Annotated in this window: 22 protein-coding genes; 9 read left to right on the top strand and 13 right to left on the bottom strand. The window is 67.4% G+C overall.

The genetic code is table 11. The annotated features are described in order from the left end of the window. Window position 1 precedes the first annotated feature (1 nt). Window positions 2–1,174: a nucleotide disphospho-sugar-binding domain-containing protein gene (locus ABDC78_RS11680; RefSeq protein WP_178358602.1), complete on the bottom strand. Its 1,173-nt coding sequence runs from the start codon at window positions 1,172–1,174 to the stop codon at window positions 2–4. 41 nt (window positions 1,175–1,215) lie between these two features. Between ABDC78_RS11680 and ABDC78_RS11675 the strand changes: the two genes are divergently transcribed. Then, entirely contained in the window at window positions 1,216–1,656 is a 441-nt protein-coding gene (locus ABDC78_RS11675; protein ID WP_178358603.1) for a limonene-1,2-epoxide hydrolase family protein, read from the top strand. A 16-nt stretch (window positions 1,657–1,672) separates the two neighbouring features. Here the strand turns inward: ABDC78_RS11675 and ABDC78_RS11670 are convergent, their stop codons facing one another. The 5 genes from ABDC78_RS11670 to pgsA form a co-directional block, all read right to left on the bottom strand. After that, window positions 1,673–2,491, bottom strand: coding sequence for a hypothetical protein (locus tag ABDC78_RS11670; protein WP_178358604.1), 819 nt, complete (start codon window positions 2,489–2,491; stop codon window positions 1,673–1,675). 27 nt (window positions 2,492–2,518) lie between these two features. Beyond that, window positions 2,519–3,346, bottom strand: a complete 828-nt coding sequence (gene pspA, locus ABDC78_RS11665) for a phage shock protein PspA (protein WP_178358605.1) — start codon at window positions 3,344–3,346, stop codon at window positions 2,519–2,521. A gap of 131 nt (window positions 3,347–3,477) precedes the next feature. Then, the gene (gene clgR / locus ABDC78_RS11660; RefSeq protein WP_178358606.1) at window positions 3,478–3,819 is read right to left on the bottom strand and encodes a transcriptional regulator ClgR; all 342 of its coding nucleotides are present in this window, start codon (window positions 3,817–3,819) and stop codon (window positions 3,478–3,480) included. A 99-nt stretch (window positions 3,820–3,918) separates the two neighbouring features. Beyond that, window positions 3,919–4,407, bottom strand: coding sequence for a CinA family protein (locus ABDC78_RS11655; protein ID WP_178358607.1), 489 nt, complete (start codon window positions 4,405–4,407; stop codon window positions 3,919–3,921). Next, window positions 4,385–4,981, bottom strand: coding sequence for a CDP-diacylglycerol--glycerol-3-phosphate 3-phosphatidyltransferase (pgsA, locus tag ABDC78_RS11650; protein ID WP_178358608.1), 597 nt, complete (start codon window positions 4,979–4,981; stop codon window positions 4,385–4,387). The genes ABDC78_RS11655 and pgsA overlap by 23 nt, the downstream gene beginning before the upstream one ends. Window positions 4,982–5,023: 42 nt before the next feature. Between pgsA and ABDC78_RS11645 the strand changes: the two genes are divergently transcribed. Beyond that, window positions 5,024–5,545 carry an amino-acid N-acetyltransferase gene (locus ABDC78_RS11645; RefSeq protein WP_347133437.1) on the top strand — a complete coding sequence of 174 codons (522 nt, stop codon included), beginning with the start codon at window positions 5,024–5,026 and terminating at the stop codon, window positions 5,543–5,545. 117 nt (window positions 5,546–5,662) lie between these two features. On the opposite strand, the gene ABDC78_RS11640 is transcribed toward ABDC78_RS11645, so the two are convergent. Further along, window positions 5,663–8,323, bottom strand: coding sequence for a DNA translocase FtsK (locus ABDC78_RS11640; RefSeq protein WP_347133497.1), 2,661 nt, complete (start codon window positions 8,321–8,323; stop codon window positions 5,663–5,665). 65 nt (window positions 8,324–8,388) lie between these two features. On the opposite strand from ABDC78_RS11640, the gene ABDC78_RS11635 reads away from it, so the two are divergent. The 6 genes from ABDC78_RS11635 (at window position 8,389) to ABDC78_RS11610 (ending at window position 13,019) form a co-directional block, all read left to right on the top strand. Then, on the top strand, window positions 8,389–8,703 hold the full coding sequence (locus ABDC78_RS11635) for a putative quinol monooxygenase (RefSeq protein WP_178358611.1): 315 nt from the start codon (window positions 8,389–8,391) through the stop codon (window positions 8,701–8,703). A gap of 10 nt (window positions 8,704–8,713) precedes the next feature. Then, entirely contained in the window at window positions 8,714–9,532 is an 819-nt protein-coding gene (locus tag ABDC78_RS11630) for a mycofactocin-coupled SDR family oxidoreductase (RefSeq protein ID WP_178358612.1), read from the top strand. Window positions 9,533–9,536: 4 nt separating this feature from the next. Then, window positions 9,537–10,412, top strand: a complete 876-nt coding sequence (locus ABDC78_RS11625; protein WP_178358613.1) for an SAM-dependent methyltransferase — start codon at window positions 9,537–9,539, stop codon at window positions 10,410–10,412. A 62-nt stretch (window positions 10,413–10,474) separates the two neighbouring features. After that, window positions 10,475–10,867: a hypothetical protein gene (locus ABDC78_RS11620; protein ID WP_347133436.1), complete on the top strand. Its 393-nt coding sequence runs from the start codon at window positions 10,475–10,477 to the stop codon at window positions 10,865–10,867. Window positions 10,868–10,899: 32 nt separating this feature from the next. Further along, complete coding sequence (locus tag ABDC78_RS11615; RefSeq protein ID WP_256736492.1) at window positions 10,900–12,348, top strand: ATP-binding protein; 1,449 nt, start codon at window positions 10,900–10,902, stop codon at window positions 12,346–12,348. 8 nt (window positions 12,349–12,356) lie between these two features. Continuing rightward, the gene (locus tag ABDC78_RS11610; protein WP_178362356.1) at window positions 12,357–13,019 is read left to right on the top strand and encodes a response regulator transcription factor; all 663 of its coding nucleotides are present in this window, start codon (window positions 12,357–12,359) and stop codon (window positions 13,017–13,019) included. A 10-nt stretch (window positions 13,020–13,029) separates the two neighbouring features. On the opposite strand, the gene ABDC78_RS11605 is transcribed toward ABDC78_RS11610, so the two are convergent. From ABDC78_RS11605 to thyX, 3 genes are read right to left on the bottom strand one after another with little or no spacing between them, the layout of a single operon-like run. Then, window positions 13,030–14,706 carry a ribonuclease J gene (locus ABDC78_RS11605; protein WP_178362355.1) on the bottom strand — a complete coding sequence of 559 codons (1,677 nt, stop codon included), beginning with the start codon at window positions 14,704–14,706 and terminating at the stop codon, window positions 13,030–13,032. A gap of 9 nt (window positions 14,707–14,715) precedes the next feature. Further along, window positions 14,716–15,618, bottom strand: coding sequence for a 4-hydroxy-tetrahydrodipicolinate synthase (dapA, locus tag ABDC78_RS11600; RefSeq protein ID WP_178362354.1), 903 nt, complete (start codon window positions 15,616–15,618; stop codon window positions 14,716–14,718). A 51-nt stretch (window positions 15,619–15,669) separates the two neighbouring features. Then, the gene (thyX, locus tag ABDC78_RS11595; protein ID WP_178362353.1) at window positions 15,670–16,434 is read right to left on the bottom strand and encodes an FAD-dependent thymidylate synthase; all 765 of its coding nucleotides are present in this window, start codon (window positions 16,432–16,434) and stop codon (window positions 15,670–15,672) included. Between the two features lie 62 nt (window positions 16,435–16,496). Between thyX and ABDC78_RS11590 the strand changes: the two genes are divergently transcribed. Further along, window positions 16,497–17,084, top strand: coding sequence for a nucleoside deaminase (locus ABDC78_RS11590; RefSeq protein ID WP_178362352.1), 588 nt, complete (start codon window positions 16,497–16,499; stop codon window positions 17,082–17,084). Window positions 17,085–17,143: 59 nt separating this feature from the next. Here the strand turns inward: ABDC78_RS11590 and ABDC78_RS11585 are convergent, their stop codons facing one another. From ABDC78_RS11585 to ABDC78_RS11575, 3 genes are read right to left on the bottom strand one after another with little or no spacing between them, the layout of a single operon-like run. Beyond that, window positions 17,144–18,223 carry a diguanylate cyclase gene (locus tag ABDC78_RS11585; RefSeq protein ID WP_178362351.1) on the bottom strand — a complete coding sequence of 360 codons (1,080 nt, stop codon included), beginning with the start codon at window positions 18,221–18,223 and terminating at the stop codon, window positions 17,144–17,146. Window positions 18,224–18,242: 19 nt separating this feature from the next. Next, complete coding sequence (locus ABDC78_RS11580) at window positions 18,243–19,451, bottom strand: crosslink repair DNA glycosylase YcaQ family protein (RefSeq protein WP_178362350.1); 1,209 nt, start codon at window positions 19,449–19,451, stop codon at window positions 18,243–18,245. Further along, window positions 19,448–19,936 carry a dihydrofolate reductase gene (locus ABDC78_RS11575; RefSeq protein ID WP_178362349.1) on the bottom strand — a complete coding sequence of 163 codons (489 nt, stop codon included), beginning with the start codon at window positions 19,934–19,936 and terminating at the stop codon, window positions 19,448–19,450. The genes ABDC78_RS11580 and ABDC78_RS11575 overlap by 4 nt, the downstream gene beginning before the upstream one ends. Between the last annotated feature and the right edge of the window lie 13 nt (window positions 19,937–19,949).

Raw genomic sequence — 19,949 nt, 5'->3', positions numbered from 1 at the left:
CTTACGCCGACGGGTCGAGTGCGTCGTGGCACACCCGTACCGGATCGGCGACCTCCGCGGCACCGGCACCGGCCCGCCTCGCGGCCTCCCGATAGCGTGGTGTGCCCAGCACTTCCCGGGTGGCCGCCGCGAGCGCGTCGGGGGTGAGCGGCCTGATGAGCTGCGCACTCCCCTGCCGCACAACACGATTGGCGATCTCCCATTGATCGCCGCCGCCGGGGACGATGACCATCGGCACGCCGGCGAGCAGTGATTTTGCGACGGTTCCGTGGCCGCCACCGCAGATCAGCAGATCCGCGCGGGACAGCAGTTCGTCCTGCCGTCCGAGCCCGACCACCGCCCATGGCGGGATCTGCCCTTCCGGTCCTTCCAGCCGCGACACCACCACGCGCGCGCCCTTCGGCAGCACGTCGCCGGGCACGAGCGTCTCCAGTGCGAGTTCGGTGAGCCCACTGGCCCCGGTGTTGGCGGTCGACGGCGCCACCACCACGACGGGACCGTCCCCGGGCGGCAGCTGCCACACCGCTGTCGTCGGCTCGAAATGCAGCGGGCCCACCACGACGGCCTCGGCGGGCCAGTCAGGTCGGGACACCTCCAGGGCGGGCAGCGTCGCGATGAGGCGACGCAGCGGGCCCGGATCGACGGCGGGAAGGCCGATCCCGACACGCGCCTCGGACCGCTGGCGCAGACCGGCACGCCAGGAACGCGCACTGAGAGCCCGCAAGACGGAGTCCCGCAGCCGGCCGCGCAGACCGGTGCCGGGCGCCAGCCCACTGCCCAGCGGCGGAAGGCCCTTCGACGGCCGGTAGAGCGGATGGGTGTTCAGCTCGATCCACGGCAGGCCCAAAAGGTCGGCAGCCAGTCCGCCGCAGGTGGTGATCGAATCCGAGATCACCAGATCGAGCCCCAGGTCCCCGATCCGCTCAGTGTTCAGCACCGCCATCCGCGCGGCCCGCCGGTGGATCTTGGCACCGGAATCTGCATCGTCGTCCTCGGCCGTCGGATCGAGCCCGTCGAGTTCGACGGCGTCGATGCCCTCACCACGCGCCACATCCAGCCATTTCCTGCCGGTCAACAGCGTCGGCTCGTCGCCGGCGGCAAGGAAGCGCAGGCACAACGCGATCGCCGGGAAGGCGTGTCCGGGATCGGGTCCTGCGACCACGGCGACACGCATGCGGGCTACCCTGCCACAGCATCCGCCGTTAGGCTCAGGCGATGACCGACGAGGCACTGCTCACCACGACAGCGACCAACTCCCGTACGGTGCAGGCGTTCCTGTTCGCTCTGGCCGACGAAGACTTCGACACCGTCGAGTCGCTCGCGGCGCCCGAGTTGATCTGGCAGAACGTCGGCCTGCCGTCCATTCGCGGTCGCGCCCGGATCATGAAGGTGTTGCGACGCGGCGAGGGCAAGGTCGGGTTCGCCGTGAAGTTCCACCGCATCGCCGAAGACGGCACGACGGTGCTGACCGAGCGCACCGACGCGATCATCATCGGGCCGCTACGGCTCCAGTTCTGGGTCTGTGGCACGTTCGAGGTGCACGACGGCAAGGTCACGCTGTGGCGCGATTACTTCGACTTCTTCGACACCCTCGTGAAAGCTCCGCTGCGGGCCGTCGCCGCGTCGGTGTTCCCGTCGCTACGCCCGACCTTCTGATGAACCCGAGCGCAGGCTACGCACCGCGCAGTCGGCCGAGTTCGTCGAAGGCCTGCGCCCAACCGGTCAGCCGGTCGGTGGCCAGGACCAGCTCGTCGCGGTAGCGCCGTTGTGACATCGGCGAACTCGACATCGAGCCCGAGTTAGCCGCCGACACCAATTGCGCTGCGGCGGTGACCATCTCGTTGTATTGATGGGCACCGCGGTCGAGTTGGGACCTGAAAGCGGCGATCGTCGGCGCGAGGTGGGCCCGCGACTGCGGCGCCGAGTTGATGGCTCGCTCCATCGACACCACCTCGGTGGCGGTGGCCGACATGGTCGCCACCGTCATGTCCGCGGCAGTCCTCAACTCGTGCAGTTCGTCGGCGGGCAGCATCCGGCCCCGCTCCATGACGCCCAGCAGCGAACTCAGTCCCCGTTCTGAGGTCGCCAGAGCCGACATCGGCGCACGGGCCGCCGACCCCGACGGCGGCAACCGCCGGGCCGCCCGGTTCCGCTCCGGCGGCAGCGGTTCGCCACGCAGCCAGCGGTAACGCAGGAACGCCAGTGTCGCGAGGAACGCGGCGCCGACGGCGATCGGTGCCGGGATGAACAACGCCCAGACCGGGGTGCTCCAGGACGCCAGCACGGCCGTCACGCCCACCCAGAACAGCGCCGAGACGGTGAGGAAGACGCCGAGCCGAAGTGCCCACCGCCGCTTGCGCAACAGCTTCGCCCGAGGGTCGGCGGCCGCGTTGAGCTTGTCGGCCAGCACGCCCGACCAGTCCGCGGCGGTGTCGACCCCGCGTTGCGCCAGGGAGCGCCAAGCCTGCGGTCTGCCGGTGTGTGTGCTCATCGAAACAACTCAGCGTCCTCGTCGAAACTACTGCGACAGCGGGTTTTCCGGTGTCGGATTCGGGTTGGCCGCCGGGGTTGCCGGCGCCTGGGCGGGGGTGGCCGGCGTGGCCTGGCCACCCGCGGGCAACTGCTCGCCACGCATCGAGGCGCGGATCTGCTCGAGCCGTGAATGCCCGGCCATCTGAACGCTGGAATGCTGCACTTCCATCATCCGGCCCTGCACCGAGTTCTGCGCCAGCTCGGCGGAGCCGATCGCGTTGGCGTAGCGGCGCTCGATCTTGTCGCGCACCTCGTCGAGACTGGGCGTATTGCCCGGTGCGGCCAGCTCGCTCATCGACCGAAGTGACGAGCTGACCTGCTCCTGCATCTTCGCCTGCTCGAGCTGGCTGAGCAGCTTGGTGCGCTCGGCGATCTTCTGCTGCAGCATCATGGCGTTCTGCTCGACCGCCTTCTTGGCCTGCCCGGCGGCCTGCAAGGCCTGATCATGCAGACCCTTGAGGTCCTCGACGCTCTGCTCGGAGGTCACCAACTGTGCGGCGAAGGCCTCCGCGGCGTTGGTGTACTCAGTGGCCTTGGCGGCATCGCCGGCCGCGGTCGCCTGGTCGGCCAGGGTGAGAGCCTGGCGCACATTGACCTGGAGCTTCTCGATATCGGCCAGCTGCCGGTTGAGCCGCATCTCCAGCTGCCGCTGGTTGCCGATCACCTGTGCAGCCTGCTGGGTCAGTCCCTGGTGTTGGCGCTGGGCTTCCTCGATCGCCTGCTGAATCTGCACCTTGGGGTCGGCGTACTCATCGACCTTCGAGCTGAACAGCGCCATGAGGTAGCGCCATGCCTTGCTGAACGGATTGGCCATCGGTTCGCTCCGCCTTACGTGTCTGTGTGTTCGAACAGTGTCAGCTGTACCTGGAAGTGCCTTGGACCCAACTTATCGGTTCCCCGCAGATCACCACACCCCTGCGGGTCTTTTGCACAGGCCCGTCGGGGTCAGGCCACCGCCATGGACACGACCTGCGGAATGACCACCTTGGTGGAGGCGTCGATGCCGGCGGTGCCGGCAGGCTCGACGACCGGTGTGATCGCAACACGCGCTTCGTCGATCGCCAGATCGTCCCCGGCCTCCGACAGCACCCGCGACAGCGGCACGTCGAGGGCTCCGCAGATCGCGCTGAGCAACTCGCTCGAGGCTTCCTTGCGGCCGCGTTCCACCTCGGACAGGTACCCGAGGCTGACGCGCGCCGAATCCGATACCTCGCGCAGGGTGCGTCCCTGCTCGACGCGGGAACGACGCAGCACGTCGCCGATCACCTCGCGCAGCAATGCCGTCATCGCGTTCTCCTCAATCGCTTGGCTCTCTAGCCCAACGCTCGATGTCGCCGAGATGGTTCCCGATCCGGGCCCATGATCGCCGGAGCATCCGACATCGGTTCAGGATCGGGCGATGAACAGGCGCAACTCGCTGATCGCCGCCTGCACCGCCGCCAGCCGGATGTCCCAGCGGGACCCGTGGAGCGTCAGCTCGACCACATCGGTGGCCACCGGACCGGCCAACCCCAAGAACACCGTGCCGACCGGGTGCCCGCCGTGGGGCTCGGGGCCCGCCACGCCGGTCAGCCCGACGCCCCATGTCGTACCGCACCGGTGCATGGCGCCGACGGCCAGCGCGCGTGCCGTGGGCTCGGCCACCGGACCGACGTCGTCGAGCAGTTCCGGTGCCACACCCGCCAACTCGACCTTGGCGTCGACGGTGTAGGTCACCAGACCGCCCCGCAGCACGACGCTCGCGCCGGGCACTCCGGCAAGCGTGGCCGCGAGCAGACCGGCGGTCAGCGATTCCGCGGTGGCGACGGTCTCCCGACGCACGGTCAGGTCGGCGACCAGCGCGCGAGCATCGTCATTGACCAGCGGGTCGTCCACGCGAGTCCCTCACCGCCGAGACGAAGTAGTCGACGCCGGTGATCACCGTCAGCACCACCGCGGTGATCATGATCACCCAGGCCCCGGTCAGCCAGCCGCCCGACAGGGGCAGGATGAAGAGCCCGATCGCAACCGCCTGAACCAGTGTCTTGAGCTTGCCGCCGCGACTCGCAGGGATGATGCCGCGTCGCATCACCGCCAGTCGCAGCCCCGTCACGCTGACCTCACGGACAAGGATCACCGCAGTCACCCACCACGGCAGATCGCCGAGCAGTGACAGTCCGACGAGCGCGGCGCCGATCAGAGCCTTGTCGGCGATCGGGTCGGCCAGCGTGCCGAACTCGGTCACCATGCCGTAGCTGCGGGCCAGTGCCCCGTCGAAGTGGTCGGTGATGACAGCCACCGTGAAGATGATGAATGCGACTACCCGCCAATATGTTTCATGCCCGTCGCCCACGAACAGCGCGACGAGGAAAACCGGCACCAGGATGAGTCGCACACCGGTGAGGGCGTTGGCGAGATTGGCCACCCGAGCGCGCGGGACCACGGGATCGGTATGTGGTTGTCCCGGCACCGCCACAGAATACTGGTTGCCAGTGCCGATACTCTTCGGTGTGTGAGCCCAGTTCCGGATGAGCCCGCCGGTCGGCTCGTGCTACGGCGCGCCAGGACGTCCGATGTGCCGGCGATCAAGTCGCTCGTCGACATCTACTCCGGGAAGATCCTGCTCGAGAAGAATCTGGTGACGCTCTACGAATCGGTGCAGGAGTTCTGGGTCGCCGAACTCGACGGCGAGCTGATCGGATGCGGAGCCCTTCACGTCCTGTGGTCCGATCTCGGCGAGGTGCGCACTGTCGCGGTACACCCCAAGGTGCGCGGCCGCGGCGTGGGCCACGCGATCGTCGACCGGTTGCTCGCCGTCGCCACCGAACTGCACCTGCAGCGCATCTTCGTCCTCACCTTCGAGGTCGAGTTCTTCGGAAGCCACGGCTTCGAGGAGATCGACGGCACCCCGGTCACCGCGGAGGTGTACGACGAGATGCGCCGCTCCTACGACACCGGCGTGGCGGAGTTCCTCGACCTGTCCTACGTCAAGCCGAACATCCTGGGCAACACCCGGATGCTGCTGACCCTCTGACTGACCCCGCCGAGACTGTAATCCACGCGGTCTTTTGTCGTATTTTTCCGCGCGGAATACAGCCTCGGCGATTGATGAGCCGGTGAGTCGGTGCGGTGACTCGCAGGCCCGGGTGGGCTAGAAGTCGGGCTCGTCGGTGTCGCCGCCCGCGGCGTCGCTGCCGCCGCGGATCAATGCCAGCGTTCCCGCGAGTTCGTCGGGCTTGACCAGCACCTCACGTGCCTTGGACCCCTCTGACGGGCCGACGATGCTGCGGGTCTCCATCAGGTCCATCAGCCGGCCGGCCTTCGCGAAGCCGACCCGCAGCTTGCGCTGCAGCATCGAGGTGGACCCGAACTGCGACGACACCACCAGCTCGACCGCCTGCAGGAACACATCCATGTCGTCACCGATGTCGGGGTCGACGTCGGTGCGCTCGCCGGCGGCCTTGGCGGTGGTGACGCCTTCGGTGTACTCGGGTTCGGCCTGGTCCTTGCACGCGGCGACGACGGCGTAGATCTCCTCGTCGCTGATGTAGGCGCCCTGGAACCGGACCGGCTTGTTGGCTCCCATCGGGAGGAACAGCCCGTCGCCCATACCGATCAGCTTCTCGGCGCCCTGCTGGTCGAGGATCACCCGGCTGTCGGTCAGCGACGACGTCGCGAACGCCAGTCGGGACGGCACGTTGGTCTTGATCAGGCCGGTGACGACGTCGACCGACGGGCGCTGGGTTGCCAGGATCAGGTGAATGCCCGCGGCGCGGGCCTTCTGGGTGATCCTCACGATGGCGTCCTCGACGTCGCGGGGCGCGGTCATCATCAGGTCGGCGAGCTCGTCGACGATCGCGATGATGTAGGGGTACGGCTTGTAGACACGTTCGCTGCCCAGCGGTGCGACGATCTCACCGGAGCGCACCTTGGAGTTGAAGTCGTCGATGTGCCGCACCCGGTTGGCCTGCATGTCCTGGTAGCGCTGCTCCATCTCCTCGACCAGCCACGCCAACGCCGCCGCCGCTTTCTTCGGCTGGGTGACGATCGGCGTGATCAGGTGCGGAATGCCTTCGTAGGGGGTCAGTTCCACCATCTTCGGGTCGATCAGGATCATCCTGACCTCTTCGGGGGTGGCCCGCGCCAGCAACGACACCAGCATCGAGTTGACGAAGCTGGACTTGCCCGAACCGGTCGAACCGGCGACCAGCAGGTGCGGCATCTTCGCCAGGTTCGCCGAGATGAAGTCGCCCTCGATGTCCTTGCCCAGCCCGATCACCAGAGGATGGTGATCACGGCGGGTCGACGGGGCGGTCAGCACGTCGGCCAGCCGCACCATCTCGCGGTCGGTGTTGGGCACCTCGATGCCGACAGCCGACTTGCCCGGGATCGGGGCGAGCATCCGGACACTCTCGGTGGCCACGGCGTAGGCGATGTTCTTCTGCAGCGCCGTGATCTTCTCGACCTTGACGCCCGGGCCGAGCTCGACCTCGTAGCGGGTGACCGTCGGCCCGCGGGTGCATCCGGTGACCGCGGCATCGACCTTGAACTGATCCAGTACCGAGCCGATGACCTCGACCATCTTGTCGTTGGCCGCACTTCGGATCTTCGGCGGATCGCCGGCGACGAGCAGATCCAGCGACGGCAGCGCGTACGGGCCCTCCACCACCCGATCCAGCTGCATCGGCTCCGCTTTGGGCTTCTTCTTCCGCGAGCGGGTGGCCGGCTCGGGAAGCGTCGGTGCGTCTTCCTCGATCGGGTAGTTGTCCAGCGGCGTGCCCGCGGGTCCGGCAGTCAGCGCCAGCGGGGCCAACGGTTGGGTTGCCGCGGCCGACGGCCACGACCGTGACTCGTCCGGTCCGTACCCGTCCGGATCGTCGTAGTAGCCGTCGGAGAAGTCTTCGGCTTCCTCGGTGTCGCCCACTTCGTCGTCGTACTCGTCGTATTCGTCGTACTCGTCGTCGTATTCCGAGCGCCATCGGGTGGAGAACATGTCCCGCACCGTGTTCGGGACCTCGCGGATGGTCGTTCCGGTGACCAGCAGGGCACCGAAAAGCACCCCGAGGAACAACAGCGGAGCGGCGATCCACGCGGTCAGTCCGTCGGAGAGCGGGCCGCCGATCGCGAAGCCGAAGAAGCCGGCCGCACCCTGACGGGCCACCGGATCCTGCGGCGAATCCGCCCACAGATGCCACAGGCCCAGCGCGGGCAGCACGATCATCGCCGTCCCCAGGATCAACCGCGGGCGCGATTCCGGGTCCGGTTCGGAACGCATGAGCCCGATGCCGAGCGCAGCCAGTGCGATCGGGATCAGCACCACCGCGGAGCCGATCAGCACCCGCAGGAACGTGTCGATCCACTCACCCACCGGTCGCGCGGCCTCGAACCACGAGCTCGCGGCGACGACGACCGCGAGGCCCAGCAGTGCCAGGGCGACCCCGTCGCGGCGATGTCCGGGCTCGATTTCGCGCGCCCGGCCGACCGAGCGAGCGGTGCCCCCGGCGCCCTTCGCCACCATCAGCCAGCCGGCACGCATGCCGCGACCGACCGCGGTGCCTGCTGCCGACACCGCGGAGGGGTTCCGGCGGGCCGGCTTGCGCCGTGGGGCGGCAGGTCTGGATGATCGCGCACCACCCCGCGAACTGGCCTTTGACCTGGTCGGACGTGCTGCAGATCGGGCCGCGGTCTTACTCGCCATGCCGGTAAGCCTAGTCCCAAACGCCCCAGTTGCACCATCTGCCACACAGGTAACAACGAGGTGTCGATCCGTGATCCCAGCGTGACCCGAGCGACGCGCCCTGCCACGTCGGATCCACTCGCACCGTAATAAGGTGGACACCTGTCCAACTCAGTGCCGAGATCGAGGAGCCCGCACCCATGCCGATAGTCGTCGTCGCCACCATGACCGCCAAGCCTGAGTCCGTGGACGCCGTGAGGGACGCGTGCAAGCAGGCCATCGAGGCGGTGCACAACGAGCCGGGCTGTGACCTGTACTCACTGCACGAGGCGGACGGCACCTTCGTGTTCGTCGAGCAGTGGGCCGACACCGATGCGCTGACCGCCCACAGCACCGCGCCCGCGGTGGCCACGCTGTTCGGCACCATCGGCGAGCACCTCGACGGAGCCCCCGACATCAAGATGCTGCAGCCGGTGGTGGCGGGTGATCCCGCCAAGGGTCAGCTGCGGCCGTAGTCTGCGCACCATGGGTGAGCTCACCGGCAAGGTCGCATTCATCACCGGCGCTGCCCGGGGCCAGGGCCGCGCACACGCCGTGAAGCTGGCGTCCGAGGGCGCCGACATCATTGCGCTCGATCTCTGCGAGCAGATCGACTCGGTGCCGTACCCGCTGGCCACCCCCGACGACCTGACCGCGACCGTCAAGCTCGTCGAGGAGGCCGGCTCGCGGATCGTGGCCGTCCAGGCGGACGTCCGAGACCGCGACGCCGTGAAGGCCGCCGTGCGAGAGGGGACCGAGAAACTCGGTGACCGCCTCGACATCGTGGTCGCCAACGCCGGGATCGCTCCGATGGCAGGCGCCGGCGCGTGGCAGGACGTGATCGACGTGAACCTCACCGGCGTCTACAACACCGTCGACGTCGCGATGAAACCGATGGTCAAGTTCGGCAACGGCGGCTCGATCGTGTTGATCAGTTCGGTCGCCGGCCTGGTGGGCCTGGGTGCGCCGGTCGGCGGGTCCGTCGGTTATGCGGCCGCCAAGCACGGCATGGTCGGGATCATGCGGGTGTACGCGAACTTCCTTGCGCAGTACAGCATTCGGGTCAATTCGGTGCACCCCGCAGGAGTGAACACCCCGATGATCGACAACGATTTCACCCGGTCGTGGCTGGAGGGCATGGCGCAGGAGAGCGAGGGGGGTCCGGACATGGGCAACGCACTTCCGGTGCAGGCGCTGGAACCGGAAGACATCGCCAACGCGGTGTTCTGGTTGGTCTCGGACGCCGCCCGCTATGTCACCGGGATCACGCTGCCCGTCGACGCGGGGTATGTGAACAAGCGTTGACACGATGACGCAGCCTCGGAACCCGGCCGCGCAGACGGCTTTCGGGCCCATCGTGCTGTCGGCGATCGAGCACAACGAGCCGACGGAACGCCGCCTGGTCGACGACGACCTGGCGGCGTCTTTCCTGCCGGCCCGCTACCGCCTGCTGGTGCGGCTGACCCGGTTCGATGCCGTGCGCCGGACTGCGCTGGCCGCCGTGGACCGGTCGGGTCCCGGATTGTGGGCCAGCATCGCCTGCCGCAAGCGCTACATCGACGAACGCCTGTCGGACCCGATCATCGAATTCGACACCGTGGTCGTGCTCGGCGCCGGGCTGGACACCCGGGCGTATCGGATCGCCCGGCACAGCGAACTGCCGGTGTTCGAGGTCGACCAGAAGGTCAACATCGAACACAAAGCCGCTGTCGTGCAACGGGCGCTCGGCGCGGCCCCCGCATCGGTGCATCTCGTGGAGGTCGACTTCGAGCACGACGAGTTGATTCCAGCCCTGGAGGCGCACGGGTACCGCGGCGGCGACCGTACGTTCTTCATCTGGGAGGGCGTCACCCAGTACCTCACCCCGGAGGCGGTGCGGGAGACGCTGCGCCAGCTCAGCGACGCCGCACCGGGCAGCCGCCTGATCTTCACCTACGTGCGGCAGGACTTCATCGACGGGACGCAGCGCTACGGCGCGGAGGCGGTGTTTCGACGATTCCGGCAGCGCACCCAGGTGTGGAAGTCGGGGCTGGTGCCCGAGGAGGTCGGGGAACTGCTGGCCGAGTACGGATGGCGGCTCGTCGAGCAGGCCGGGCCGAGCTACTTCCGCGACACCTACATCCGTCCCACCGGACGGGTGCTCTCGGCTTCACCCATCGAATGGACCGTCCTGGCCGAGCGCTGAGATGAGAGCCCTCTCATCTCCGTCTCACCTCGGCGACACACCCGCACGACACCCTCGAGGACATGCGTATCGCCCTGATCGGCGCCATCGTCCTCGTCCTGGCGGCGGGAATCGGCGCCACGACGCTGTCGGTGGTGCCCAGCTCCGACAGCGAACCGCTGCGGCCCATCCAGGTCACCGCTCCACAGGTGACCGCCCCGCCCCCGCCCGCAGCAGATCCGGCTCCGCCCACTGCCGATCCGGCCCCCGCCCCCCGCGTGACCGCCGACCAACAGGGTGTTCCGCCCCCTCCGCCGCCCGCGCACACCCAGGCGCCGACGGTGAATCCCGGCGTTCAGGGCGGCGGTGCGGACTGGGACGACCGGGACGACTGGGATGACGACTGGGACGACGACGATGACCGGGATGACGACTGGGATGACGGCGGTGGTGACGGCGATGACGATGACGACTGACCGTGACCGCTCCGCCCGGCAGGATGGCGTCCATGAGCAAGCCCGAACGGTGGCGCCGACTCGTGCCGACGACCGCCCGTACCCGCATCATCGGGTGGGTGCTGCTGCTGGTGCTGGCAGCCCTGGGAATCGTCACGTTCGTCACCTGGCTGTTGCTCGTCTCGGTCACCAACGAGCGCATGGATGAGGCCTTGCGCATCGAGGTCGCAGAGTTCAACGAACTCACCGCCGACGGAGTCAACCCACGCACCGGCGAACCGTTCGCCGACGTCAACGAGGTGATCAGCGAGGCGATCGCCTACAACGTCGCGCGGCCCAACGAGAAATTCCTCGGCTACGTCGACGGTCGGTACGTGGCGCAGAGCCGGCAGGTGCCGGGGACCCCCGAGGTGCTGGCCTCGGACTCCGCATTCGCCGACCGGGTCGCGACTGTCACCGATCCCGGTCAGAGCCGATATCACCATCCGGAGGTCGGCGAGGTCCGCTACCTCGCGATACCCGTCTCACTCGCCGGTGACCCGGCGAAGGGGGTGATCGTCGCCGCGTACCTCGGTGACGCCGAGCGAGCCGAGGCGGGCGACGCCGCACGGCTGATGCTGTTCGTCGGATCGATCACGGTGGTCGGCGCCGCCGGTGCGGCGTGGCTGGTGGCCGGCCGAATTCTGCGACCGCTGCGCGACATCGTCAGCACGGCACGCACCATCAGTGACACCGATCTGTCGCTGCGCATCCCGTCTCCCGGCGGGCCTGACGGCGATGAGATCAACGACCTGGTGACGACACTGAACGGCATGCTGGATCGTGTCGAGTCCGGGGTGAGCGCCCAGCGGCGGTTCATCGACGACGCCGGGCACGAACTGCGCACACCGATCACCATCGTCAAAGGACATCTGGAGGTGCTCGATCCCACCGACCAGCAGGATGTCCGCGCAACCGTCGACCTCGTCGACGACGAACTGACCCGAATGAACCGCATGGTCTCCGACCTGCTGGTGCTCGCACATTCCGAGCAGCCCACCTTCCTGCGCCCCGAATCCGTCGACGTCGCCGCGTTGACCGCTGAGACGTTCGAGAAGATCACAGGCCTCGGTGACCGGAACTTCGAGTTGCAGGTCGCGGCCCACTGCACCGCCGTCCTCGACCCCCAGCGGATCACGCAGGCACTGGTCGCGCTTGCCGACAACGCGTGCCGGTTCACCGGCCCCGGCGGCTGGATCGGCGTGGGATCCGAGGTCGCGAACGGCTGGCTCAGGTTCTGGGTGTCCGATTCCGGGCCCGGTGTCACTCCCGAGAACCGCGCCAGGATCTTCGACCGCTTCGCCCGCGGCGAGCAGATCGGAACCCACTCCGACGGTGCCGGTCTCGGGTTGTCGATCGTCCGGGCGATCGCGGTCGCACACGGCGGGGACGTCCTTCTCGAGTCGGTGGTGGGTCGCGGTTCCACATTCACCGTCGCGATCCCCCTGCAGAACGGGTGGTGACCGGGTCCATGGCAGCCATCCTGATCGCCGAAGACGAACCCCGGATCTCTGCTTTCATCCGGAAAGGCCTGTCCGCCAACGGCTACACAGTGACAGTGGTCTCCGACGGCCCGTCGGCCTACGAGTACGCCCGCACCGGCGACTTCGATCTGATGGTGCTCGACATCGGACTTCCGAAGATGGACGGCTTCGCGGTGCTCGAACGCCTACGGGCCGAGGGCAGTTCACTTCCGGTGATTGTTCTCACCGCCCGCACCAGCGTCGCCGACACGGTGGCCACCCTCGAGGGCGGAGCCGACGACTACATGCCCAAGCCGTTCCGTTTCGAAGAACTACTGGCGAGGGTGCGCCTGCGACTGGCCACCGAACGGGGCGGCGAGTTGACCGTGTTGTCCCATGGCGGCCTGCGGTTGGATCTGCGGACCCGGCAGGCCCTGGTGGACAATCGCACCGTCGACCTGTCGGCACGCGAATTCGCCTTGGCCGAGACGTTTCTCCGGCATCCCGGGCAGGTACTGTCCCGCGAGCAGTTGCTCAGCCAGGTATGGGGTTACGACTATGACCCCGGCTCCAACGTCGTCGACGTCTATGTCCGGTACCTGCGTCGCAAGTTGGGCGCCGACCGCTTTGTGACGCTGCGCGGCATGGGATACCGTCTCGAGGCGGTCTGAGTGGCAACCGCTAGATCTCGATGACCGTCGGCACGATCATCGGCTGGCGGCGGTACGTCTCGCCCACCCATTTGCCGACCGCGCGACGGACGGCCTGCGCAATGCGGGACGGGTCGGTGATGTTCTGGGAGGCAAGGCCGGCCAACTCGGCCTCGACCTTGCGGGCCGCGGGTTCGAGCGCTTTGGGGTCCTCGGAGAACCCCCTGGACTGCAGATGCGCCGGGGCTGCCGGCCGACCGGTACCGCGGTGCACGACGACCGTCACAGCGATGAAACCCGAAGACAGGATGAGCCTTTCACCCAGGGTCGCGTCGCCGACATCACCGGTGACCAGACCGTCGACGAACATCTTGCCCACGGTGACTCCCCCGGCGATGCTGACCTGGCCCGCCGTCAGGTCGACGCTGACGCCGTTCTCGGCCAGCACGATGTTGTCCTCCGGTACGCCGGAACGCGCGGCCAGAGCTGCGTTGGCACGCAGCATCCGCCACGTTCCGTGCACCGGCATCACATTGCGCGGCCGGACGCCGTTGTAGAGGAACAGCAACTCCCCGGCATACGCGTGACCCGAAACATGCACCCGCGCATGCTGATTGGTGACAACTCGGGCGCCGATCTTGGCCAGCGCATCCATCACGCCGAACACTGCCTCCTCGTTGCCCGGAATCAGCGACGACGACAAGATGATGAGATCGCCGGCGGTCAAGGTGATGCTGCGGTGTTCACCGCGCGACATCCGCGACAGCGCGGCCATCGGCTCACCCTGGGTGCCGGTGGTGATCAGCACGACGCGGTCCGCCGGCATCATCTCCGCGGCGGCGATGTCGAGGATGTCCTCGTCGGCGACCTTGATGTATCCCAGGTCGCGCGCGATTCCCATGTTGCGCACCATCGAGCGACCGACGAAGGACACCCGCCGCCCCAACGCGACCGCGGCGTCGATGATCTGTTGTACACGATCGACATTCGAGGCAAAGCAGGCGACGATGACCCGACCGTCCGCACCGCGGATCAGTCGGTGCAATGCCGGGCCGATCTCGCTCTCCGACGGCCCGACGCCGGGGATCTCGGAGTTCGTCGAATCACAGAGGAACAGATCCACCCCGGCGTCGCCGAGTCGCGACATCCCCGGCAGGTCGGTGGGCCTGCCGTCGAGCGGAAGCTGATCGAGCTTGATGTCTCCGGTGTGCAGCACCGTGCCCGCTCCGGTGTGGATGCCTATCGCCAGACATCCGGGGATCGAGTGGTTGACCGCGAAGTACTGACACTCGAACACGCCGTGGGTGGACCGACCACCCTCGGCGACCTCGACGAACACCGGCTTGATGCGGTGTTCCCGACACTTCGCGCCGATCAGCGCGAGGGTGAACTTCGAGCCGACAACCGGGATGTCGGGGCGCATCTTGAGAAGGAACGGGATCGCACCGATGTGGTCCTCGTGCGCGTGGGTCACGACGAGCGCTTCCACGTCGTCGAGTCGCCCCTCGATGTGGCGCAGATCGGGAAGGATCAGGTCGACGCCGGGTTCGTCGTGGTTGGGGAAGAGCACCCCGCAATCGACGATGAGCAGCCGTCCCAGATGCTCGAAAACGGTCATGTTGCGGCCGATTTCGTTGATTCCGCCGAATGCGGTCACCCGCAGGCTGCCCGGGGCGAGCGGCCCCGGCGGGGTGAGTTCTGAATCCATCAGGTCCAATTACCTCAATACCGCCGCGGCACGCATGTCTGCGGCCAGTGCATCAAGCTGCTCGTCGGTGGCAGCCATCTGGGGCAGCCGCGGCTCCCCCGCATCAAAGCCCTGCAGCCGCAGCCCTGCCTTGGCCAGCGTGACTCCGCCCAACCTCGTCTGGGCGGCGTTGAGCGGGCCGAGCGCGACGCTGATCTTGCGCGCGGTGGCGACGTCGCCGGAGGCGAAGGCCGCCAACATGTCTCGCAGCTGACCGGCAGCGACATGTCCCCACACGCTGACGAAGCCGACCGCACCCATCGCCAGCCACGGCAAGTTCAGTGCGTCATCGCCGGAGTAGTAGGCCAGCCCGGTCTCGGCGATGATCTGCGCACCGCCGTGCAGATCCCCTTTGGCGTCCTTGATCGCGACGATGTTGGGATGCTCGGCCAGGCGGCGCATCGTGTCCCACTCGATCGGGACGACCGACCGCGGCGGGATGTCGTAGAGGATCAGCGGCAGATCGGTCGCGTCGGCAACCGCGGTGAAGTGCGCAAGCAGGCCCGACTGCGGCGGCCGCGAGTAGTACGGGGTCACGACCAGGAGTCCGTGAGCCCCTTCGGCGGCGCAGGCCTTGGCCAGGTGAACGCTGTGAGCGGTGTCGTAGCTGCCCGCTCCGGCCACGATCCGCGCGCGGTCCCCGACGGCGTCGAGCACGGCGCGCAGCAGGGTGATCTTCTCGTCGTCGGTGGTGGTGGGCGATTCGCCGGTAGTTCCGGACACCACGAGACCGTCACAGCCGGCGTCGACGAGGTGGGTGGCCAGCCGGGCGGCAGTCTCGGTGTCCAGCGAGCCATCGGGCTTGAAGGGAGTGGCCATCGCGGTCAACAGGGTGCCCAAACGGGCGGTGACGTCGAATCCGCTGGTACTCACGGGAAGCAAGATTACCTGGTCGGCTGATCGAGACACGACTGCATTGTCGCCTCAGATCTCCGTTGCCAGCGGGCTGGTCGCGACCTCCGTGCCGTCCGCGAGCACGGTGATCTCGAAGTCGGAGAACACCTGGGGAGAGACCTCGACGAGTTGGCGCAGGCATTCGATGGCCAGCCGGCGAATCTCGACGTCGGCATGCTCGCTGGCTCTCATCGCGATGAAGTGACGCCAGGCGCGATAGTTCCCGGTGACGACGATCCGGGTCTCGGTGGCGTTGGGTAGCACCGCGCGGGCAGCTTGGCGGGCCTGTTTGCGCCGCAGCACCGCAGCGTTTCCCGCGGGTTGATCGCCGATGAACTTGGCCTCCAGCCGGGTGAGCAGCTCGGTGTAGGCGGCACGACTGGCGTCCGCTGCGGCGGCGAGGATCTGCTGAAGTTCCGGGTCGTCTTCGATGCCCGGGGGGGCTACGACCTGCGAGTCGTGCTCGGGTACATAACGCTGCGACAGCTGCGAGTAGGAGAAGTGCCGGTGCCGGATCAGCTCATGGGTGCAGGATCGCGAGATGCCGGTGATGTAGAACGACACCGAGGCGTGTTCGAGCACCGAGAAGTGGCCGACGTCGATGATGTGACGCAGATAGGAAGCGTTGGTGGCAGTGCGCGGATTCGGCTTGGACCAGCTCTGGTAGCAGGCGCGACCGGCGAACTCGACCAGCGCGGCGCCTCCGTCGGCGTCGGTGCTCCATGGCACGTCCTCCGGTGCGGTGAACTCGGTCTTGGCGATCAGCTGCACACGCAGCGGCGCGATCTCGGCCACGCGCTGCAGCCTAGCCGCCGTTTCGACACTGCATGGACCGCGCCGCGCGGTTAGGGTGGCCCATGACCGCGACCACGCTCGCCTCGCGCCTGCTCGAGGTCATCGAGTCCGACATCCTGCCGCTGACCGAACGCGGCGTCGCCGGCGGCAACAAGGTGTTCGGGGCGGCGATACTGGACAAATCCGATCTGTCCGTGGTTATCGCGGGCACCAACGACGAAACCGACAACCCGCTCTGGCACGGGGAGATCAACACGCTGCGGCAGTTCTACGAGTTACCCGATCGGCCCACGACGCAGGATCTGGTGTTTCTGACCACCCACGAACCCTGCACCCTGTGTATGTCGGCGATCACGTGGGCGGGGTTCGACAATTACTACTACTTCTACAGTCATGAGGATTCCCGCGACAGCTTCGCGATCCCTCACGACTTGAAGATCCTCAAAGAGGTGTTCGGCCTCGATCCGGGTGGCTACCGCAGGACCAATGCGTTCTGGACGGCTTATGCGATCGGCGACCTCATCGAGGGCGCACCCGAGCCACTGCGCGTCCGACTGCTCGAGCAACGTGATCGGATCCGCAGACGGTACGACGCACTGTCAGTGCAGTATCAGGACCGCAAGGGCGACAACGATATTCCGCTCAACTGACGCTGCATCTCCGGCTTCAGCACTTGGTCGGGTGGCAGGGATCGACGTGCGTCGCGACCTCATCCTCGATCGCGGTCGAGATACCGGTGCTCGATCCGGTTTCCACCTGCCCGCTTCGACCGGTACATCGCCGCATCCGCCATTCGGATGAGCTGGTCGATGAACTCCGGGTGCTCGAGGGAGGCATCAGCGTCCACGACCGCACTGCAGGTACCCAGACTGGCAGTGATGCGGAAGGGAAGTGCGGCGATGCCGACGCGGATGCGCTCGACGGTGACGGCATGGCGCGCGGCGGTATCGGAATCTGCGACGACGAACTCTTCGCCACCCAGGCGACCGAGGATCCCGTCGGCACCACCGGTTTCTTGGAGCACCGCCCCGACGCGAACGAGGGCCTGGTCGCCGGCGGCATGACCTTGGGTGTCATTGAGCGTCTTGAAACTGTCGAGATCGACCATGGTGACGTTCAGCCGGAATCCGGTCACATCCCGCTCGCGCACGGTGAGCTCGTGAACCGCGTTGTAGAAAGACCGGCGGTTGAGCAACCCCGTGAGGGGATCACGGTCGGAGTTCCGCAGATCGGTGTGCAGGGAATGGACGAGCGAATGGATACCGAACGGCACCCCGACATTCAGGCCGAGCACGATCAGAAACGATCCGGCCACCACCGCGACGTCTTCGGGGCCGCCCAACATCCGACTGGCGCTCAACGTTGCGCACACCATCGCCACTCCGAAGTTCGCCAGCACGTGCGCGAAGGCGTGAAAGTACGCGAGAAACCCGCCGAGTGCGGCGAACAACGTGCATCCCATCAGCCCGCCGTAGGCGTTCGGCACCACAAGACAACCCGCGGCGATGCACCCGCAGCAGATGACGTTGTAGGCGAGCGACTGCGCGCGGGAGGGCCACCGGAACAGCCACAGCGTCGATGCGGCGAATGCCGCGCCCGACGCGATGAGCGCGCCCGCCGTTGTCAGCGCGCTGCTGGGACCCTCGGGACTGGCGAGCATCACGACGGGCACCGCGCCCAGGAGCACGGTGAACACGAAGATGGCCAGCCGCCACTGCCGCTGGAGACCGCGGTCGCGCAGATAGCTACTGAACCAGTCGAACTGGTCGGTCTGCCGCCACCAGGCCATCTCCGCAGTTTGCCCGTCGCTAGTCGAGCGCGCTACGCAACGCGGAGGCCAGATCCCCGCGTTCGGCGACGCTGACATCACCGAGAGCGAGCCAGCTCGCCATCGAGCGCAGTTCCCCCGCCAACGCGGTGGCGACGTGTGAGCGGTCGCGCCCGCCCTCGGTGAACGCCCCGACGACGTTGAGCGTGCTGTTCGCCCGGTCGGCCTTCAGATCAACGCGACCGACGAGATCACCGTCGAGCAGGAACGGCCACACGTAATAGCCGAACTGACGTTTGGGGCCCGGTGTGTAGATCTCGATGCGGTAGTGGAAGCCGAACAGCCGCTCCACCCTCGGCCGGAAGAAGATCAGCGGATCAAAAGGGCAGACCAGCGCCGTTCCCCGGTCCCGCCGCGGGACGACCTGGCCCGCCCGTAGGTATGCCGGGACAGACCACCCGGCGACCTCCACCTGCTCGAGTGCACCCGATGCCACCAGATCCGCGATCGCCGGTTTGACCTGCCGGGCACCCAGCCGGAAGTAGTCGCGGAGATCGGCCTCGGTGCCGACGCCGAGGGCGGTGGCAGCCCGCAACGTGAGCTCGCGGACGGCCTCGCCCTCGTCGACCTCACGGTCGATCACCTCGGCGGGCAACACGCGTTCGGTCAGGTCATAATGCCGCGCGAACCCGACCCGGGTCGCCGTCGTCAGCACCCCGGCCGACCACAGCGCCTCGGCGACCCACTTGGTGTCGCTGCGGTCCCACCACGGACCCTTGCGACCCCGGGGGGACGAGTCGAGGTGGGCCTCGATCTGGCCCGCGGTCGAGGGACCCAACGCTGCGACGGCGTCGACTACGTCGTCGGCGAGTTTGGCGTTCTTCTTGACGATCTCGGTGCCCCACCGACCGTGCTGGTATTCGCGCATCCGCCACCGCAGCAACGGCCAGTCGTCGACCGCCATCAGCGCGGCCTCGTGTGCCCAGTACTCGACCAGCAGCCGTGGCGATCGCGCCGAATGGCTCCACGCCGCCCGGTCCAGAATGTCGCGATCGTAGGGTCCGAGACGACTGAACACGGGTGCGTAGTGGGCGCGCACCGCCACCGACACCGAGTCCAGCTGCAACACCTGCAGCCGGGCCGCCAATCGCTTCAGGTGCGCCCGGGTGACAGGTCCGGCCGGCTTGGCTTCGTGGAAGCCCTGAGCCGCGACCGCTACCCGCCGCGCCTGCGCAGCGGTGAGCCTCATCGCCTCAGATAGCTGTAAAACCGGTAGCGCAGCCCCGACGCACTGTCGCGCCAGTGCTCTTCGGTCCCGATCCACGACTCGTCGAGCAGCGGCGCCAGCGCGTCGTCGTCTTCGCGGTGCAGGTCGAGATCCACCTCGGTCACCTCGCATCGTGTCGCCAACGGCATCGCCAGGCCGTAGATCTGCGAACCGCCGATCACCCAGGCGTCGTCGAGGGGGGCGTCTTCGAGGGACTGGACTACTTCTGCTCCTTGGGTCACGTAGTCAGCTTGCCGGGTCACTACGACATTTCTGCGGCCGGGCAACGGCCGTACCGACGCAGGCAACGACTCCCATGTCATCCGACCCATGATCACGGTGTGGCCCATGGTGAGCTCTTTGAAGCGAGCCAGGTCTTCGGGTATCCGCCAGGGAATTGTGTTGTCCCGACCGATGACGCCTGAGCTCGATTGCGCCCAGATGAGGTTGAGTTGTGTGGTGGTCATGACCCGGACCTGA

The sequence above is a fragment of the Mycobacterium sp. DL genome (assembly GCF_039729195.1).
Taxonomy (GTDB): Bacteria; Actinomycetota; Actinomycetes; order Mycobacteriales; family Mycobacteriaceae; genus Mycobacterium; species Mycobacterium hippocampi_A.
This window is presented reverse-complemented; position numbering and strand designations above follow the sequence as displayed.

Bases quoted from the DNA above. Each gene is read 5' to 3' on its own strand.
- ABDC78_RS11580 (WP_178362350.1), bottom strand. From the start codon at position 19,451: ATGAGGCTCACCGCTGCGCAGGCGCGGCGGGTAGCGGTCGCGGCTCAG.
- ABDC78_RS11630 (WP_178358612.1), top strand. From the start codon at position 8,714: ATGGGTGAGCTCACCGGCAAGGTCGCATTCATCACCGGCGCTGCCCGG.
- ABDC78_RS11680 (WP_178358602.1), bottom strand. From the start codon at position 1,174: ATGCGTGTCGCCGTGGTCGCAGGACCCGATCCCGGACACGCCTTCCCG.
- ABDC78_RS11605 (WP_178362355.1), bottom strand. From the start codon at position 14,706: ATGGATTCAGAACTCACCCCGCCGGGGCCGCTCGCCCCGGGCAGCCTG.
- ABDC78_RS11620 (WP_347133436.1), top strand. From the start codon at position 10,475: ATGCGTATCGCCCTGATCGGCGCCATCGTCCTCGTCCTGGCGGCGGGA.
- ABDC78_RS11635 (WP_178358611.1), top strand. From the start codon at position 8,389: ATGCCGATAGTCGTCGTCGCCACCATGACCGCCAAGCCTGAGTCCGTG.
- clgR (WP_178358606.1), bottom strand. From the start codon at position 3,819: ATGACGGCATTGCTGCGCGAGGTGATCGGCGACGTGCTGCGTCGTTCC.
- ABDC78_RS11615 (WP_256736492.1), top strand. From the start codon at position 10,900: ATGAGCAAGCCCGAACGGTGGCGCCGACTCGTGCCGACGACCGCCCGT.
- pspA (WP_178358605.1), bottom strand. From the start codon at position 3,346: ATGGCCAATCCGTTCAGCAAGGCATGGCGCTACCTCATGGCGCTGTTC.
- ABDC78_RS11575 (WP_178362349.1), bottom strand. From the start codon at position 19,936: ATGACCACCACACAACTCAACCTCATCTGGGCGCAATCGAGCTCAGGC.
- ABDC78_RS11675 (WP_178358603.1), top strand. From the start codon at position 1,216: ATGACCGACGAGGCACTGCTCACCACGACAGCGACCAACTCCCGTACG.
- ABDC78_RS11625 (WP_178358613.1), top strand. From the start codon at position 9,537: ATGACGCAGCCTCGGAACCCGGCCGCGCAGACGGCTTTCGGGCCCATC.
- ABDC78_RS11585 (WP_178362351.1), bottom strand. From the start codon at position 18,223: ATGGCCTGGTGGCGGCAGACCGACCAGTTCGACTGGTTCAGTAGCTAT.
- ABDC78_RS11610 (WP_178362356.1), top strand. From the start codon at position 12,357: ATGGCAGCCATCCTGATCGCCGAAGACGAACCCCGGATCTCTGCTTTC.
- ABDC78_RS11590 (WP_178362352.1), top strand. From the start codon at position 16,497: ATGACCGCGACCACGCTCGCCTCGCGCCTGCTCGAGGTCATCGAGTCC.
- ABDC78_RS11670 (WP_178358604.1), bottom strand. From the start codon at position 2,491: ATGAGCACACACACCGGCAGACCGCAGGCTTGGCGCTCCCTGGCGCAA.